We start from the raw sequence: 16,738 nt of genomic DNA on the forward strand, positions 1-16,738 counted from the left end.
AAACGCGAACCGGACAGTGAGAGCACGAGCCGACGCGAGCGCGAGAGGAAGGCAGCGATGGGCACGGACCCCATGGCCGACGACGCCTACCAGCCCACCGGTGGCAACGAGGAGCAGGAGGACGCCGCGCCCCTCGACCTCCAGGACGCCCTCGACGAGCGGACCTACGACGACACGCTCGACGAGGGCTACTCCCCGCCGGAGAAGCCCCTGGGCGTGACCAAGCACGGCACCACGGCCGCCGAGCAGCACGAGGGCGAGACCCTCGACGAACGGCTGGCCGAAGAGGTGCCCGACGTGTCCGCGCCCGACGGCGACGGCGTGGGCGACGAGCCCGACGGGGAGGGCGAACCGGTCGATCCGGAGGCGGGCACCGACCGCTCGGGCCGGCTCGTCGCCCCCGACGAGGGCGTACGCGCCGACACCACCAAGGAGACCGTGGCCGAGGACGTCGGCATCGACGGCGGAGCCGCGGGCGCCGAGGAGGCCGCCGTGCACGTGGTGGAGGACGAGACGGAGCTGCCGGACTCCTAGGAAAGGGCCGGACAGGAAAGGCCTGGTCAGGATAGGCCTGGACAGAAAGGGCGGGACGCGAGTGGGAGCCCCCGGCCGGACGATTCCCCGTCCGGCCGGGGGCTCCGCGCGGTCACGGCAGCAGTTTGTCGAGGGCCGCGGGGCCCTCGTCGGCCAGCTTGCGCCTGGCCCACTCCAGGTTCTGCGGGGTGACGTCCCGGCCGGCCGCCAGGACCAGGTCCTCCGGGGACACGTCGGTGCCGGTGCGGGTGTGGAGCAGGTCGTCCGGAGTGGCGCGGTCGTCGCCCGCGCGGGCTTCGGAGGGCCGGGAGGCGTCGGGCTGTGACGTCGACATGATCAGTGCTCCTCGAGTCCGGATCGCTGCTTCGGTGCCGTGCTGTTGTCGGTCCCGAATATCCCGATATCACCATTCAATGCGGAACCGGACCGCGCATCCGGAGCGCCGGGGGCGAAGGGGTGAGCACCAGCATCGTCACGTCGTCCTGCACGTCCGGGCAGAAGCGTGCCAGGTCCGCCCAGACCAGGTCGGGGAGGGCGGCGGAATCCTCTCCCGCGAGGCCGCTCAGCCGCCGTGCCAGCGGGTAGTAGGCGCCGCTGCCGTCCCTCGCCTCGACCACCCCGTCGGAGGCGAGGAAGAGCCGGTCGCCGGGGCGCAGCGACACCGTGCACGCCTCGATCGCCCCGGCGTCCGCGAGCCCCAGCCCGAGCGGCGTCCACGGCGAGACCTCCAGCTCCGCGGCGTCCGCACCCCGCAGCAGCAGGGGCGGCGGGTTGCCGCACACGACGACCCGCACCTCGAGCGCGTCGGCGGAGAACTCCAGCAGCGCGGCCGTCGCGAACAGCTCGGCGTGCCGTGCGTCCGCCGAGTCCACCAGCAGCCTGCGGTCCAGCCGCCCGGCCACCGCCGCCAGGTCCGCCTGGTCGAGCACCGCCTCCCGGAACGCCCCCAGCAGCGAGGCGACTGTCGACACCGCCGACAGGCCGTGGCCCTGCACGTCGCCCATCACCGCCCGTACCCCGAAGGGGCCGTCCCGCACGTCGAAGAAGTCGCCCCCGACCAGCGTGCCGCGCTGTGCCGCCCGGTACAGCCCCGCACAGCGCACCGCCCCCACCCGCTCGGGCAGCGGCGGCACGACGGCGTGCTGAGCGGCCTCGGCGACCGTGCGCTCCAGGCCCAGCTGGGCGTCGCGGCGACTGCGCACGAAGGACACGAAGACGCTGAGCACGGCGACGAAGACGATGGTCAGCAGGTCGGCGTCGCCCGGCCGGTCGAGCTGGAGGGCCGGGATGTGCAGCAGCACGATCACCACACCGCCCAGGACGGCGGTGGCCAGCGGGCCGTAGGACAGTACGGCGAGCGGCGGGATGGCGCCCAGCAGGAACCCGATCTCCAGCGGCTCGTCGCTGAGCAGCGTCGCCGCGCAGATCGCCGCGACGAGGGCCGGCGGCAGCACCCGTACCCAGCGGGGCGGCGGCGCCCCGCTCAGCCAGCTCCGCCGGTCCTCGCCCCGGCGCGGCGGGGCGGACACCTTTCGCACACCCCCACGCTCCTACGCCGCCGCGCCGTCCGCACGCGGAGCGGCGGGGGCGGACGGTCCCCGCACGGGTCCTAGAAGGCGCCGAGCGTCAGCCGGATGCCGGTGGGGGCGGTGTCCTGGATGTAGGAGGCGAAGTCGGCCACGTCGTCGAAGGCGAAGCCGTACGCCCGGCCGTCCTCGGTGGCCGCGTGCACCGCCTTCGCGTAGTGGTTGGTCAGCGCGGTCCCGTAGAACGTCGCGGGATCGGTCGTGGGCTGTTCGGCGGAGGAGACCAGCGTGGAGCGGTTGAAACCGGCGCCGAGGACCGCGGCCACGGGACCGGTCGTACCGTCGTTGGGGGCGGCGAGGTTGCCGTCGCAGAAGAGCACGTCCCGGGTGGACGGCTTGGCGAAGGACACCTGGGCGGGCCCGTCGAAGGTCAGCCGGTCCCCGCGCACCCGGCCGGTGAAGGTCCCGGCGTTGGTGGTGATCCTCAGGTCCTTGCCGGTGTAGGTGCTCCACACCTCGTCGATGTACGGGGCGAGGTAGTCCTTGGGGAACAGACCGGCGTCCAGCCCGTGGCCGGGGGCGATCACCCGGGTGTCGTCCACGACCAGCGGCGCGAACTCCTCCACCTTCCGCACCGCCTCGAACACGGCCGCCCGGCCACCCGGACGCACGGTGCCGGTGGTCCGGTCGTCGGCACCGGTCAGCCGGATGGCGAGCGGCACGCTGAACATGTCGACCATGGTGGTGTTGCAGAACATTCCGGCGGCGTTGTACGTGAACTCCGCGCAGTCGTGCAGCACCGCGTAGTTGGGGTCGGACTCGACCCAGCCCGCCGGGTACTGCAGCGCGGCGTTCCCCGCGCCGTCCGCGACGACCTTGAACTTCAGCTTCTCGCCCAGGGACACGTAGATCCGGCCGGAGAGGTGGGGCAGGCTGAGCTTGGTCTCGCCGCTGCCCGACAGGCCGATCGCGTAGTCGGTGTAGCCGTCGGCGCCGTTGTCGGAGAGGGCCACGGGGGCGACCGTGCCGTCGGGGGTGACCCGTACCTGGCGGCCGTCCACGTTGCCGACGATGTAGACGTGCACGTCGGCGTTGCCGAAGGAGCCGGTGTCGTTGACGATCGTCAGCGGCAGGGCGCCGGCGGCCGCGGGGGCCGGGCCGTCCGGGCCGATGCCCGCGAGGGCGTGCGGGGCGACGGCGGCGGCGACCGGTGCGGCCACGACCGCCCCGCCGAGGGCGACGAGCAGCTTGCGGCGGGCGAGCGGACGCTGGTGACGAGGAGTCATGTGGGGGGTCTCCAGTGATCGGGGCCTGACAGAGCCTGAGAGCGCTCTCACGCGGTGCGGCGATGGTACGCAGCGTGCCCGGCCCGGCCAACCGTCCGCCTCCGGCTCCAAACCCGTTGTCCCAGCTGGGACTTGGGGTGCGTGACGGCGGGCGGGGAACGCTTAACCGGTGTTTAAGGCGCGCTTAATCAGCCGACCGGCGGCGCGAGGCGGTGGCGGCCGGTCGCCGGTGCCGGATGACATGCTGGCCCCCACGGCCACGGCCACGGGCGACGCGGGTACGGCGGAGGCGGCATGGGATTCGAGGGCGAGGTCTGGCACGTGCGCCGGGCACCGGACGCGGGCGGGGCGGCCGACGCGGAGTCCGCCGACATCGGGGAGATCCGGATCGACGAGGCCGACTTCCCCTGGCTGTCGGGCCGGTTCCGCGCGGGTCCGGCCTACGGCGCCGTCCGCGATCTGTTCGCCCGCGAACTCGCCCTCGCACAAGCGGACGACGCGGAGCACTGGACGCGGTGGGAGGCGGTCCACGACGAGATCGAACGTCGGGTGCGGCTGGTGTCGCCCGACGGACCGGTCGCCGAGTTCCTGCTGCACATCAAGGGCGACCGGGCCTGGTTCCGGTGGAGCGACGAACCCTTTGGGCCGGCCCGGCCCGAGGGCTGACGGCGCTCACTCCCGGCCGGTCAGCAGGCCCTCGGCCTCGGCGAGGATCTCGGTGACCCGCAGCCCGAACGCGGCGTCGCACGGATGCGGGCGCCCGCCACCGGCGGCGGCGAGCAGCGCGTCCGCGGCCCGCCGCAGGGCCGGCACCGGACCCTGCGTGGTCTCCGGAAGCAGCGTCACCCCGGCCCGGCCGCGCAGCTCCACCGCGGCGCCCGCCGCGGCCGGCGGCGCCGTGAGGCTGAGCGTGAGCGTGCTGGACGCCCCGCCCGTGTGGTCGAGGACCAGATGGACGGTGTCGCCGGGACCCGGTGCGGCCGCCGCCACGCGCCGGGCGTCACCGAGCACCGGCAGCAGCACGGACAGGGCGTGCGGCCCCACGTCCCACAGGGCGCCCTTCTCCCGCCGCCACGGCGAGTCGGCGAACGGACTGTCCTCGCCGCCGAACACGGCGCCCAGCCACTGCGCCCGGGCCGTGAACCAGTCTTCCCGGGACGACTGTTCGGTGATCCACGCCTCGGTCTCGGGCTGGAACCGGGTGGTGAAGAAGACCACCGAGGCGACGTCCGCCGTCCGCACCGCCTCCACCACCGCCCGCCCCTGCGCCACCGTCGACGCGAGCGGCTTGTCGAGCAGCAGATGGCACCCGGCCCGCGCCGCCCGCACCGCCAGGCCGGCCTGTACGGCCGGGGGCAGCGCGACGGCCACGGCCTCCACGTCGGCCAGCAGGGCGTCGAGGTCGGCGTAGGCCCGTGTGCCGTGCCGCTGCGCCAGCTCCTCGGCGGCGTCCGGGCGGCGGCCCCACACCCCCGCGAAGTCCAGGTCGTCGTGCCCGGCCAGGGCGGGGGCGTGCGCCATGTCCGCCCAGGGGCCGGTGCCGAGCAGTCCGATGCGCATCCCGTCGCCTCTCCACGGTGCCGACCCGATGACGGGCGGCCGACGATCCTCCTTGACGACCGGCGTGCGACAGCCCGGCCGACGCCGAGCGTGTCACACCTACGGGACGTGCGGACAGTGCGGAGGGCACCGCGGGCCCGGCGCAACCGTGCCGGGCCACGCGCCCCCGCCGTCCCGGGCCCGGCGTCCGCGCCCCAGGGCCGTACCGCCGGAGTCGTACGAGACCGGTGAAATTGCCGATCCCCCGGCCCGTTCCGCCCCTCGACAGTGGCAGCGCCAACCCATCGGCGAGGTCCGCCCGGCGGACGGCCCGAACGCGACCCCACGCGTTCCGGGCCGTGTGCGTCGCCGGGCCGGGCCGGTCGCCACGACCGAGAGGACACCCCCCTCGTGCAGCAGAACCCCCACACCCACGCCGCCCCAGGCGCCGCGCGCCCCGTCCTCCGGGGCGTCCGGCGGCGGCTGGCCGCAGTGACGGCGGCCGTGGCCGCGGTCCTCGTGCTCGGCACCCTCACCGGCCCGGGAGCCCAGGCCGCCGACAACCCGTACGAGCGCGGCCCGGCGCCCACCGAGTCCAGCATCGAAGCCCTGCGCGGTCCCTACTCCGTGGCCGACACCAGCGTCTCCTCGCTCGCGGTCACCGGATTCGGCGGCGGCACCATCTACTACCCGACCAGCACCAGCGACGGCACGTTCGGCGCCGTCGTCATCGCGCCCGGGTTCACCGCGTACCAGTCGTCCATCGCCTGGCTCGGCCCGCGCCTGGCCTCCCAGGGCTTCGTGGTCTTCACCATCGACACCAACACCACGCTGGACCAGCCCGACTCCCGCGGGCGGCAACTGCTGGCCGCCCTGGACTACCTGACCGGGCGCAGCTCCGTCCGCGGCCGGATCGACAGCGGCCGACTCGGCGTCATGGGTCACTCCATGGGCGGCGGCGGCACCCTGGAGGCCGCCAAGTCCCGGCCGTCGCTCCAGGCGGCGATCCCCCTCACCCCCTGGAACCTGGACAAGAGCTGGCCGGAGGTCAGCACGCCGACGCTGGTCGTCGGGGCCGACGGCGACACTATCGCCCCCGTGGCCTCGCACGCCGAACCGTTCTACTCCGGCCTGCCCTCGTCGACCGACCGGGCCTACCTGGAGCTGAACAACGCGACCCACTTCTCGCCCAACACGTCCAACACGACGATCGCGAAGTACAGCATCTCCTGGCTCAAGCGCTTCATCGACGACGACACCCGCTACGAGCAGTTCCTGTGCCCGCTGCCGCGGCCGAGCCTGACGATCGAGGAGTACCGGGGCAACTGCCCGCACGGTTCCTGACACCCTCCGCTGTGCCGGCGCACGACCGGGACCGGTGCCCGTTGGGCGCCGGCACAGTGCCCGTACCACCCACCCGGGCGCACAACCGCAGGTGACAGCGACGATGCCCGGGCGGGCGCGGGCGGATCGACGCCTTCCGCACCGGGTTACGCGCGCGTAACCTCCCGGGAATGACCGGACAGACGACCGTACGTACGGCCGTGCGGGTCCACGGCCGGAGCGCGCAACGCAGGGCGCTGCGCGCGATGCTGGAGGCGCTGCCCGCCCACGGCGGCCGGCTCCTCCTGGCCGGCGAACCGGGACTCGGCCGGACCACTCTGCTCCAGTGGGCCGCCCGTTCCTTCCGGGCCGGTCCCGTACTCCACCTCGGGCCCGGCCCCGACGCGAACGCGCACCTCACCGCCGGGCAACTGCTCGACACCCTGCGGGCGGCCGCCGTCGCGGCGCCGGTACTGGTGTGTGTGGACGACGCCCACCGGTGGGATGCGCCGGCCCGCACCGAGCTCGCCCGTGCGGCGCGGCTCCTGTCCACCGCCGACCGGGTCGGCCTGCTGCTCTCCGTCGCCTCGGACCGTGCCGTCGGCCCGGAGTTCGCCCGGCTGCCCGTCGTGCACCTGGACCCGCTGGCACCGGCGAGGGCCGCCGCCCTGCTCGACGACCTGACCGACGGCGTCGCCGCACCGGCGGTCCGCGAGCAGCTCCTGGCCGAGGCGGAGGGGAACCCGGCCCTGCTCGTCGCCCTCCTGCGCCGCCTGTCACCCGCCGAGCTGCGCGGACACCGGCCGCTGCCCAGCCCGCTGGCCGACGCGGGTGTCCTCGCCGAGGCCGCGGGCGGTGTGCCGACCGGACCGTCCGCCCATGCGCGGGACCTGCTGCTGACGGTGGCGGCGGCCGGAGAGGCCTCGGACGGGTCGGACGCCGACGCCGACGCCGGCATGGTCCGCGACGCGCTACGGCGCCTGCGGCCGGCACCGGGTCACGGTCCCGGTCTCGGTCCCGATCCGGGTCTCGGACCCGATCCGGGTGCGGAACCGCTGCCCGGGCAGCTCGTCCTGGCCGGTGACCGGCTCCGCTTCCGCAGCCCGCTCGTCCGTCGAACGGTGCACGCCACCGCCGCCGCGGACCGGCGTCGCGCGGTGCACCGCGCGCTGGCCGACGCGCTGGACGGCGGCGGCCACCGCCTCACGGCGCTGTTGCACCGCTCGTGGTCCCTGGACGGTCCGGCACCCGCACCGGCGTCGGCGGACCGGCTGGCGGCGACGGCGGCCGACGGCGCGGTGCCCGCCTCGCACCGGCTGCGCGCGACCGCGTACGCCCGCGCCGCCGAGCTGACGGCCGACGGGGCGCGGCGGGCGGAGCGCTACACCGCCGCGGCCGAACAGGCCCTGCTCGCCGGGCGGCCCGAACGGGCGCGCCCCCTGCTCGCCGCGGCCCGGGACCGCGCCGCCCCCGACGCCGTACGCGGGCGGGCCGAGCTGCTGCGCGGTATGACGGAACTGAGGGACGGTCCGGTCGGTGACGCCCACCAGTCCCTGCTGCTGGCCGCGTCCCTGCTCGCCGCGGACGATCCGGCCGAGGCCGCGGCCGCCGCACTGGCCGCCGCCGACGCGGCCTGGGCGGCGGGCGACCTGCCGGCGTGCCTGGCCACGCTCGCCCCCGAGCCCCCGCTCCGCGCCGAGCACCCGTCCCCCGGGTCCGACGGGCCCGCCGCGGCCCGCACGGCCGCCGTCGTGCACGACCACCGCGTCGGGATGCGGGCGCTGCTCGAAGGACGGCTCGACCGGGCCGGGGCACCGCTCGGGCAGGTGGTCCGGCGGAGCAGGACCGGGGACCGGCCGGAGACACTGCTGCGGTCGGCGGCGGCGGCGCTGCTGCTCGGGGACGTGGACGCAGCCCGCAGCGGCGGGGCCCGGGCGCTGGCCGCGGCCCGGCAGCTCGGGTCGGACGCGCTGGTCCCGCAGGCCCTGGAGTACCTCGCCTACGCCGAACTGCGCGCCGGGCGGCACCCGCAGGCCCGTACCCACGCGGAGGAGGGGCTGCGCACCGCCCTGCGGGCCGGGCAGCGCAACACGGCGGCCCACCACCGGGCGGTACTGGCGCTCGCCGCGTCGATCGAGGAGGAGCCGGACGCCGTCGCCAGGCACGTCGCGGCCGCCCTGGACACGGCCCGCCGGCACGGGCTCGCCCAGGCGGCCGCCCTCGCCCAGTGGGCGGCGGCCCGCGCCGACCTCGGGCGGGGGCGCCCCTTCGACGCGGCCGACCGGCTCGGACTCCTGGTCCTGCCCGGGCCGGGGCGGGGCCACTTCGCGGTGTGGCGGCTGGCCGTGCCCTGCTTCGTGGAGGCCGCCGTGCTCGCCGGACGCGACGAGGACGCCCGCCGGGTCCTCACGGACTTCGCCGACTGGGCGGCGTTCGGCGCCGATCCGCAGGCCGCCGCCCAACTCGCCCGCTGCCACGCCCTCCTCGCCCCCGCGGAGCACGCCGACGCCCTCTACCGCCATGCCCTCGACCGGCACGACGAGGCGGGCGGCGACTTCGAGCGGGCCCGCACCGCGCTGCTGTACGGCAAGTGGCTGCGCCGGCGGCGCAGACCCCGCGAGGCCCGCGGCCGCCTCGGCACCGCGCTGGCCGGCTTCGAGCGCTGCGGCGCCGGCGTCTGGGCCGCGCAGGCACGCGACGAACTCCGCGCCCTCGGGGCGGCCCCGCGGAGCCCCGGCGCCGGAGCCGGAACACCGGCCCGCCTCGGCCGCCTGACCCCGCAGCAACTGCGCATCGCGCGACAGGTCGCCGAGGGCGCCACCAATCGCGAGGTCGCGCTGACCCTCGGGGTGAGCACCCGTACCGTCGACTACCACCTCCGCAAGGTCTTCGCCGCCCTCGGCGTACGGTCCCGCCTGGAGCTGGCCCGCATGGTCGGGCAGGCCGAGCGGGCCCAGGAGGCGCAGGCGGCCCAGGACGCGCGTCGAGCCGGACACCAGGAAAAGACCGGTGCACAACCCTAGGGACCGACCGGACGGTATGCCATCCTTCGGGGCAGGACGAGTCAGGGGGCAGGCCCGGCGCGGCGGGACGGCCCGTCGCGGGAAGGCGCCTCCGCAAGCCCTGCCCCGGGGAGGACCGCGATGCAGCACGCCGTACGGTCACGAGCAGCGATCCGCACCGGGCTGACGCCCGTTCCACGCCCGCGGACACCCGGAGTCACGTCGTTGATCGACGCCGACGCCCTGCGTGTCCTGCACCGGGCCGCCCGCGCCCTGCTCGACGACCTGCCCGACCTGACCGACCGGCTGATGGCGCTGCTGCGGGAGCAGGAGCCCGCCTACCGGGCCGCCCTCACCAAGGACCCCACCGCCACCTGGCAGGAGGCCCACCGCTCCCTGCGGCACAGCGTGGCCTCGCTGCTCGACCCGCGCGGCGCCCGGGACGCGGCCCGCCGCTGCTCCTGGCGGATCGGCGCCGCCCGCGCGGAGCAGGGACTCCCGCTTGACGCCCTGCTGCACGCCTTCCGCCTGGGCGGCTCGCTGGTGTGGCAGCGGCTGGTCGAGGAGACCTCCAGGGCCGCACCGGAGGACGTGCGGCTCCTCGTGCACGTGGCCGCGGACGTGTGGAACTTCGTCGACGAGCACTGCACCCTCGTCGCGGACGCCTACCGGCAGACCGAGTGGCAGCTCGGCCGGCGCCGCGAGAACCGGGTCCGGCAGCTGGCCGCCGGCCTGCTCGACGGCACCGGTCGCATCGCCGACCTGCCCGAGGCCGCCCGGGTCCTCGGCCTCCCGGAGCACGGCCGCTACGTCGTCGTCGCCGTCGCCGGCGGGCCACCGGCCCGGCCCGACGCCGCCCGCGCCGCCGTACCGCCCGGGAGCCGGGTCCACTGGCACGCCGGGGCGGAGACCGACTACGGCATCGTCTCGCTCGGCGACCACGACGGGCTCCCGGAACCGCACCGGCCGGAGGCCGCGCAGGACGCCCCCGTCCCCGGCCTCCGGGTCGGTGTCGGCAGCCCGGTCGACGGACTCGCCGCCGTCGGGGACGCCCGTCGGCTCGCGGACACGGCCCTGACCATCTGCCCCCCGGCCGGGGGCACCGTGCGACTGGCCGACCAGCTCCCCGCCGCCCTGGTCGTCTCCAGCCCCGAGCTGGGCCGGGCCCTCGCCGAGAAGGTGCTCGGCCCCCTGCTCCGCCTGGAGTCCGCCGACCGCGACGTGCTCCTCGACACCCTCACCACCTGGCTCGACTGCGACGGTTCGGCCCAGCGCGCCGGCGAACGCCTCTACTGCCACCGCAACACGGTCCTCAACCGCCTCCGGCGCTGCGAACAGCTCACCGGCCGCTCCCTGGCCCGCCCGGCCGACCTCGTCGAGTTCAGCCTCGCCCTGACGGCGCGACGCGTCCTGCACGACTGAGGCGCGCGGCGCCCGACCCCCGACCGGCCGCAGCCACCCGCCCCCCTCAACTCCAGTACCGCAGCCGGGCGGTGCGCCCCCCGGCCGTCCGGGCCCACCCTGCCCCGACCGGTACGCGGTGCTCGGCTTCCCCGGCCTGTTCGCCGTTGCTGCGACAGGGGCTCTCCGGGCGTTCGGGTGGGGTGCCGCACGGGGCCACCGCGGCGTCCCGCTCAGCACCGGTCGGTGCGGGGCGCCGGGGGCGGGCGCGCGGCTCCGCCGGCCGGCTCCAGGGTCGCAGCCGGGACGGGCGGCGTGCCGCAGCCGGTCAGCGGCCCCTGCCTCCCGGGCCCGGCCTCCCCGTCGCCCGGCCCGGCCCGGCCCGGCCTCTGCCGTCGGCCGTCCCGGCCGGTGCGCCGTCTCGACTTCCCCGGCCCGTTGCTGCGACAGGGGCTCTCCGGGCGTTCGGGTGGGGTGCCGCACGGGGCCACCGCGGCGTCCCGCTCAGCACCGGTCGGTGCGGGGCGCCGGGGGCGGGCCCCGTGGCTCCGCCGGCCGGCTCCAGGGTCGCAGCCGGGACGGGCGGCGTGCCGCAGCCGGGCAGCGGCCCCTGCCTCCCGGGCCCGGCCTCCCCGTCGCCCGGCCCGGCCTCCCCGTCGGCCGTCCCGGCCGGTGCGCCGTCTCGACCTCCCCGGCCCGTTGCTGTGGGTGGCCTCCGGGCGTTCGGGTGGGGCGCCGCACGGGACCACCGCGGCGTCCTGTTCGTCACCCGTCCGTGCGGGGCCGGAGGCGGGCCCTCGCACTGCCCCGTCGGCCGTCCCGGCCGGTGGGTCGCACGGAGGGCGACCGAGGTGTTCCGTTCGGCTCCGGTCGTTGGGGGCGCCTCGGCGGGCCCGCGGGCCCTGCTTCTGGGCATCCGCACAGACTCGGCGCCCGCGGACTGGGACCCCGCAGCGACCCTGCCGGACCACCCTGTACGGCCCCCGGGGTCCGTGCTGTCGTGAGCTCCCCCCTTCACCCGTCACCGTGCCGTTCCGGCCCGGTCCCAAGGAGCCGCGATGCCCGCAGCACCACCGGACGGCGCGCCCGCGCTGCACGTCGAGAGCCTCGACGTCACGTACGGGCGCGCACTGTCCGCCCTCCGCTCCGTGTCCCTGACCGTCCCGCACGGCGCCGTCGTCGCGCTGCTCGGAGCCAACGGCGCCGGCAAGACGACGCTGCTGCGGGCCGTCTCGGGCACCCTGCGCCTGCACCGCGGCGCGATCACGGCCGGCCGGGTCCGCTACGGCGACACGGTCCTGGACGGCCGGGACCCGGTCGCCGCCGTACGCGCCGGAGTCGTCCAGGTGCCCGAGGGCAGGCGGGTCTTCGCCGGACTCACCGTCGACGAGAACCTGCGGGCCGGCGGGCTCGGCCTGAACCGTCGCGCCCCCGCCCAGGTCCGCGAGGCCAGGGAGCGCGTCTTCACCCTGTTCCCGAGGCTCGCCGAGCGCACCCGCCAGGCCGCGGGTCTGCTGTCCGGCGGGGAACAGCAGATGCTCGCCATCGGCCGGGCCCTGATGGCCGCGCCCCGCCTGCTCCTGCTCGACGAGCCCTCGCTCGGGCTCGCCCCGATGATGGTCGACCGCATCGCCGAGGTCGTCCGCGAGATCAACGCCCAGGGCACCGCCGTCCTGCTCGTCGAACAGAACGCCGGCATGGCCCTGTCGCTCGCCGAGCACGCCCACGTCCTGGAGGTCGGCGAGGTCCGGCTGTCCGGCGCCGCCGCCGACCTCGCGCGGACGGACGCCGTACGCCGCCTCTACCTCGGCGAGACCACCGAGGGTGCCGACGGCAAGGGGGCCGCGTGACCGCCCCCGCCGCCGCGCCGCCCGCGCTCGAAGTGCGGGGCGTGACCGTGCGCTTCGCCGGTCTGCTCGCCCTCGACGACGTCTCCTTCACCGTCGCCCCCGGCACCGTGCACGCCGTCATCGGCCCCAACGGCGCCGGCAAGTCCACCTGCTTCAACGTCCTGTCGGGCCTGTACCGGCCCACCGCGGGCACCGTACGGCTCGGCGCCGCCGAACTGACCCGGCTCGCCCCGCACCGGATCGCCGCCCTGGGCGTCGCCCGCACCTTCCAGAACATCGTCACCACCCAGGGCACCGTCGCCGACAACCTGATGCTCGGCCGGCACGCCCTGTCCCACGCCGGTTTCACCGCCAGCGCCCTGCGTCTGCCGCGCGCCCGGCGCGAACAGCGCGCCCACCTCGCCAAGGCCCGCGAGATCGCCGAACTCACCGGCCTCGGCGCCCACTTCGACTCGCCCGTCGCGCTGCTGTCGTACGGCGACCGCAAACGCGTAGAACTCGCCCGCGCCCTGTGTCTGGAGCCCCGTGTCCTGCTGCTCGACGAACCCGTGGCCGGCATGAACGCCGCCGAACGCACCCGCATGACCGCGGTCGTCCGGGAGATCCGTGCCGAACTCGGCCTGTCCGTCGTGCTGGTCGAGCACGACATGGGCCTGGTCATGCGGCTCGCCGACGAGGTGACCGTCCTCGACTTCGGCCGGGCCGTCGCCCACGGCACCCCCGACGAGGTCCGCCGCGACCCCGAGGTGCTCCGCGCCTACCTCGGCACCGCCACCACGGGGGAGGACGCGGCATGACCGGCTTCCTGGACAGTCTGCTGGGCGGCCTCGCGCTGGGCTCCGTGTACGCCCTGATCGCCCTCGGCTTCGTCACCATCTTCAAGGCCTCCGGAGTCCTGAGCTTCGCCCACGGCTCGCTGCTGCTGCTCGGCGGGTACCTCGTCGCCGTCCTCCACGACGACCTCGGCTTCGCCGGGGCACTCGCCGTCGCGGTGCTCGTGACGGCGGCCGTGGCCGGGGCCCTGGACCGGCTGGTGCTGCAACGCGTCGGCGGGAGCGACCCGCACGCCGCCCACGTCCAGACCATCGTCACCATCGGCGTCGACATCGTCCTGGTCACCGACCTCGCCCGGCGCATCGGCGGCGACCTGCTGCCGCTCGGCGACCCCTGGGGCTCCGCCGTGACCGACCTCGGCCCGGTGACCGTGGCCGACAGCCGCATCGCCGCGATCCTGGTGTCCGCCGTCGCCATCGGCGGCGCCTTCGCCCTCTTCCGGTACACCCCCTGGGGCCTGTCGCTGCGCGCGGCGGCCGAGGACCGGGAGGCCGCCGCCCTCATGGGCGTACGCCTCACCCGCGTACGCACCGCCGCCTGGTGCCTGGCCGGCGCCCTCGCCGCCCTCGCCGCCGTCTTCCTGGTCGCCTTCCCGGCGCCCGGCCTCGAACGCACCACCGGCCAGATCGCGCTGAAGGCCTTCCCCGCCGCCATCCTCGGCGGCATGACCTCCCCGGTCGGCGCCCTGGTCGGCAGCATGCTGATCGGCCTCACCGAGGCGTTCGTCGCCGGTTACCAGTCCGACCTGCACGTCCTCGGCGAGGGCTTCGGCGACGTCGCTCCGTACGCCGTGATGGTGCTGGTGCTGCTGGTGCGTCCGGCCGGACTCTTCGCGGCGAAGGGAGCGGCCCGTGTCTGACCCGCGACCCCTCCTCCTCAGGCGCGGCCCGCTGCTGCTGACCGCACTGCTCCTGTGTGCCCTGCCCTTCTACCTCGACGCCTTCTGGCTGCGCATCGGCCTGTTCTCCATGGCCGCGGCCATCGGCGCCGTCGGGCTCGGCCTGCTCAGCGGCACCGCCGGGCAACTCTCCCTCGGACACGCCTTCTTCCTGGCCGTCGGCGCCTACGGCTACGTCTGGCTGGCGGGCGAGCCCGGGCCCGGTCTGCCGCCCGCCGTCGCCGCAGTCCTCGCCGTCCTGCTCGCCGGGGCCGCGGGCGGGCTGTTCAGCCCCGTCGCCGGACGCGTGAAGGGCATCTACCTCGGCGTCGCGACCCTCGCCCTGGTCTTCCTCGGCCACCACGTCCTGCTCACCGCGGACTCCGTCACCGGCGGCTTCAACGGCCGCTCCGTGCCGCCGCTGGAACTGGGCGGCTTCACCTTCGCCGAGTCGGACCCCGGACTCACCGTCCTGGGCGTGCCGTTCGGCGCCGAGGAGCGGCTCTGGTACCTGGGCCTGGCCCTGTTCGCCGTCACCTGGTTCACCGCGCGCGGACTGCTGCGCGGACGGCCCGGCCGCGCCCTGGCGGCGGTGCGCGACAGCGAGACCGCCGCGGCCGTGATGGGCGTGCACGTGGCCCGGTACCGCTCGGCCGCCTTCGTCGTCTCTTCGATGTACGCGGGTCTGGCCGGCGTACTGCTCGCGCTCTCCTTCCGCCGCGTGGTGCCCGACTACTTCTCCCTCGCCCTCTCCGTCGACTACCTCGCCATGATCGTCATCGGCGGCCTCGGCTCGGTGGCCGGAGCCACCGCGGGAGCCGTCTTCGTCACCGCGCTGCCCCTGCTGATGACCCGCTACGCCGACCAGCTGCCCCTGGTCGCGACGCCCGGGTCCGGCGGCGGCTCGATCGGCCCGACCGAGGCGTCCCGCTACCTCTACGGCGCGGCCATCGTCGTGATCCTCCTCTACGCCCCCGACGGCCTGCACGGACTGGCCCGCCGCCTCCGCGCCCGCCTGCGCCGCCGCCCGACCGTCACCGGCCCACCCGGCACCGGACCCTCGTCCGGACCCGACCGGACCGACCCCGACACCCCTTCCGGCACCACCGGTACCACCGGTACCACCGGCACCGACGACACCTCCGCACGAGCCAAGGAGCACACCCCGTGAACGTCAAGCACCCCAGGCCCCGCACCACCCGGACCGCCGCCCTGGCCGCGGCCCTGGCCGCCGTGCTGCTCGCGGGCACCGCCTGCAGCTCCAAGGCCGACGGCGGGAGCACCGACGACGCCGCCGCCGACGGCGTCAAGTCCGGCCCCGGAGTCAGCGAGAAGAGCATCAGACTCGGCGCCCTGACCGACCTCACCGGCCCCTACGCCACCCTCGGCAAGAGCATCGTGCAGGCCCAGCAGATGTGGGCCGACGAGACCAACGCCGCGGGCGGCATCTGCGGACGCAAGGTCGAGATCGTCGTCAAGGACCACGGCTACGACGTGCAGAAGGCGGTGACCGCCTACGCCGACATCGCCCCCGACGTCGTCGCGCTGCCCCAGGTCATCGGCTCCCCGGTGGTCGCCGCCCTGCTCGACGACATCGAGCGCGACCACATGCTGACCTTCCCGCAGGCCTGGGCGGCCTCCCTGCTCGGCCGGGACTCCGTCCAGGTCCTCGGCACCACCTACGACCTCGACATGATCGCCGCCGTCGACTTCCTCACCCGTACCAAGAAGCTCGCCAAGGGCGACACGATCGGCCACGTCTACTTCGAGGGCGACTACGGCGCCAACGCGCTGGAGGGCACCGAGTGGGCCGCCGAACAGGCGGGGATGAAGGTCGCCGGGCAGAAGATCAAAGCCACGGACACCGACCTGACCGCGCAGGTGTCCGCCCTGGGCAAGGCCGGGGTGAAGGCGATCCTGATCAGCGCGGGCCCCGCCCAGACCGCCTCCCTGGCCGGCGTGGCCGCCGCCCGCGGTCTGAAGGTGCCGATCGTCAGCAGCGCGCCCGGCTACGCGCCGCAGCTGCTGAAGACGCCCGCGGCGGCGGCGCTGGAAGCCATGGTGCACGTGGTGAGCGCCGCGCCGGCGGTCAGCTCCGACCTGCCGGGCGTCAAGAAGATGGTCGCCTCCTACCAGAAGGCGTACCCGGGCGAGCCGGTCGACTCCGGAGTGCTCTCCGGATACAACGCCGCCCAACTGACCGGAGCCGACCTGAAGAAGGCCTGCGAGGGCGGCAGTCTCGCCCGGCAGGACGTGGTCAAGGCGCACCGCTCGCAGAAGAACGCCGACACCGGCCTCGGCACCCCGCAGAACTTCACCTACGTCACCGCGCCGGCCAGCCGGTCGACGTACGTGCTGAAGCCCGACGCCAAGGCGCTCGGCGGTCTGGTCGGCGTGGAGGAGGCCCACAAGGCGCCCGGAGTGGACGCGTACCTGGCCGGTCGCGGCTGATCGGATCGAGTGGCCGTCAACTGGGCCGGGCGCAAACGGGTTTGACGGCCACTTGATCCGGCCCCTGGTTTGGCTGACCACTAAGTCTTTAGGATGTACTGTCTGTCATGCCAGT

At 75.6% G+C, this 16,738-nt stretch carries 14 protein-coding genes; 10 read left to right on the forward strand and 4 right to left on the reverse strand.

Annotation, left to right across the window (positions count from 1 at the left end):
• Positions 1 to 57: 57 nt before the first annotated feature.
• Positions 58 to 534 carry a DUF5709 domain-containing protein gene (locus tag R2E43_RS35530; RefSeq protein ID WP_003978143.1) on the forward strand — a complete coding sequence of 159 codons (477 nt, stop codon included), beginning with the start codon at positions 58 to 60 and terminating at the stop codon, positions 532 to 534.
• A gap of 112 nt (positions 535 to 646) precedes the next feature.
• Here the strand turns inward: R2E43_RS35530 and R2E43_RS35535 are convergent, their stop codons facing one another.
• From R2E43_RS35535 to R2E43_RS35545, 3 genes are all read right to left on the reverse strand, one after another.
• The gene (locus tag R2E43_RS35535; RefSeq protein ID WP_003978144.1) at positions 647 to 868 is read right to left on the reverse strand and encodes a hypothetical protein; all 222 of its coding nucleotides are present in this window, start codon (positions 866 to 868) and stop codon (positions 647 to 649) included.
• 76 nt (positions 869 to 944) lie between these two features.
• Positions 945 to 2,072: a PP2C family protein-serine/threonine phosphatase gene (locus tag R2E43_RS35540; protein WP_016325231.1), complete on the reverse strand. Its 1,128-nt coding sequence runs from the start codon at positions 2,070 to 2,072 to the stop codon at positions 945 to 947.
• 71 nt (positions 2,073 to 2,143) lie between these two features.
• A complete protein-coding gene (locus tag R2E43_RS35545) occupies positions 2,144 to 3,346 on the reverse strand; it encodes a glycoside hydrolase family 64 protein (protein WP_011027312.1) in 1,203 nt (400 codons plus the stop codon).
• 294 nt (positions 3,347 to 3,640) lie between these two features.
• On the opposite strand from R2E43_RS35545, the gene R2E43_RS35550 reads away from it, so the two are divergent.
• Entirely contained in the window at positions 3,641 to 4,012 is a 372-nt protein-coding gene (locus R2E43_RS35550; RefSeq protein WP_003978147.1) for a hypothetical protein, read from the forward strand.
• A gap of 6 nt (positions 4,013 to 4,018) precedes the next feature.
• Here R2E43_RS35550 and R2E43_RS35555 read toward each other — a convergent pair whose 3' ends face one another.
• Positions 4,019 to 4,906: a Gfo/Idh/MocA family protein gene (locus tag R2E43_RS35555; RefSeq protein ID WP_093455478.1), complete on the reverse strand. Its 888-nt coding sequence runs from the start codon at positions 4,904 to 4,906 to the stop codon at positions 4,019 to 4,021.
• A gap of 390 nt (positions 4,907 to 5,296) precedes the next feature.
• Here R2E43_RS35555 and bdeA point away from each other — a divergent pair, with 390 nt between their 5' ends.
• From bdeA to R2E43_RS35595, 8 genes are all read left to right on the forward strand, one after another.
• Positions 5,297 to 6,229, forward strand: a complete 933-nt coding sequence (gene bdeA, locus R2E43_RS35560) for a bis(hydroxyethyl) terephthalate hydrolase (RefSeq protein WP_003978149.1) — start codon at positions 5,297 to 5,299, stop codon at positions 6,227 to 6,229.
• 170 nt (positions 6,230 to 6,399) lie between these two features.
• Positions 6,400 to 9,231 (forward strand): helix-turn-helix transcriptional regulator, encoded by a 2,832-nt coding sequence (locus R2E43_RS35565; RefSeq protein ID WP_332056972.1) that lies wholly within the window; start codon positions 6,400 to 6,402, stop codon positions 9,229 to 9,231.
• A gap of 120 nt (positions 9,232 to 9,351) precedes the next feature.
• Positions 9,352 to 10,632, forward strand: a complete 1,281-nt coding sequence (locus R2E43_RS35570) for a PucR family transcriptional regulator (RefSeq protein WP_030872201.1) — start codon at positions 9,352 to 9,354, stop codon at positions 10,630 to 10,632.
• A gap of 1,037 nt (positions 10,633 to 11,669) precedes the next feature.
• On the forward strand, positions 11,670 to 12,461 hold the full coding sequence (locus R2E43_RS35575) for an ABC transporter ATP-binding protein (RefSeq protein ID WP_003978152.1): 792 nt from the start codon (positions 11,670 to 11,672) through the stop codon (positions 12,459 to 12,461).
• Positions 12,458 to 13,258, forward strand: coding sequence for an ABC transporter ATP-binding protein (locus tag R2E43_RS35580; RefSeq protein ID WP_003978153.1), 801 nt, complete (start codon positions 12,458 to 12,460; stop codon positions 13,256 to 13,258). Before R2E43_RS35575 ends, R2E43_RS35580 begins: the two co-directional genes overlap by 4 nt.
• On the forward strand, positions 13,255 to 14,154 hold the full coding sequence (locus R2E43_RS35585; RefSeq protein ID WP_003978154.1) for a branched-chain amino acid ABC transporter permease: 900 nt from the start codon (positions 13,255 to 13,257) through the stop codon (positions 14,152 to 14,154). Before R2E43_RS35580 ends, R2E43_RS35585 begins: the two co-directional genes overlap by 4 nt.
• Entirely contained in the window at positions 14,147 to 15,343 is a 1,197-nt protein-coding gene (locus R2E43_RS35590) for a branched-chain amino acid ABC transporter permease (protein ID WP_030862924.1), read from the forward strand. Before R2E43_RS35585 ends, R2E43_RS35590 begins: the two co-directional genes overlap by 8 nt.
• Complete coding sequence (locus tag R2E43_RS35595) at positions 15,340 to 16,623, forward strand: ABC transporter substrate-binding protein (protein ID WP_003978156.1); 1,284 nt, start codon at positions 15,340 to 15,342, stop codon at positions 16,621 to 16,623. The genes R2E43_RS35590 and R2E43_RS35595 overlap by 4 nt, the downstream gene beginning before the upstream one ends.
• Positions 16,624 to 16,738: the final 115 nt, after the last annotated feature.

The sequence above is a fragment of the Streptomyces violaceoruber genome (genome assembly GCF_033406955.1).
GTDB classification, from domain to species: Bacteria; Actinomycetota; Actinomycetes; order Streptomycetales; family Streptomycetaceae; genus Streptomyces; species Streptomyces violaceoruber.

Bases quoted from the DNA above. Each gene is read 5' to 3' on its own strand.
- R2E43_RS35565 (WP_332056972.1), top strand. From the start codon at position 6,400: ATGACCGGACAGACGACCGTACGTACGGCCGTGCGGGTCCACGGCCGG.
- R2E43_RS35570 (WP_030872201.1), top strand. From the start codon at position 9,352: ATGCAGCACGCCGTACGGTCACGAGCAGCGATCCGCACCGGGCTGACG.
- R2E43_RS35550 (WP_003978147.1), top strand. From the start codon at position 3,641: ATGGGATTCGAGGGCGAGGTCTGGCACGTGCGCCGGGCACCGGACGCG.
- R2E43_RS35575 (WP_003978152.1), top strand. From the start codon at position 11,670: ATGCCCGCAGCACCACCGGACGGCGCGCCCGCGCTGCACGTCGAGAGC.
- R2E43_RS35545 (WP_011027312.1), bottom strand. From the start codon at position 3,346: ATGACTCCTCGTCACCAGCGTCCGCTCGCCCGCCGCAAGCTGCTCGTC.
- R2E43_RS35530 (WP_003978143.1), top strand. From the start codon at position 58: ATGGGCACGGACCCCATGGCCGACGACGCCTACCAGCCCACCGGTGGC.
- R2E43_RS35555 (WP_093455478.1), bottom strand. From the start codon at position 4,906: ATGCGCATCGGACTGCTCGGCACCGGCCCCTGGGCGGACATGGCGCAC.
- R2E43_RS35585 (WP_003978154.1), top strand. From the start codon at position 13,255: ATGACCGGCTTCCTGGACAGTCTGCTGGGCGGCCTCGCGCTGGGCTCC.
- R2E43_RS35535 (WP_003978144.1), bottom strand. From the start codon at position 868: ATGTCGACGTCACAGCCCGACGCCTCCCGGCCCTCCGAAGCCCGCGCG.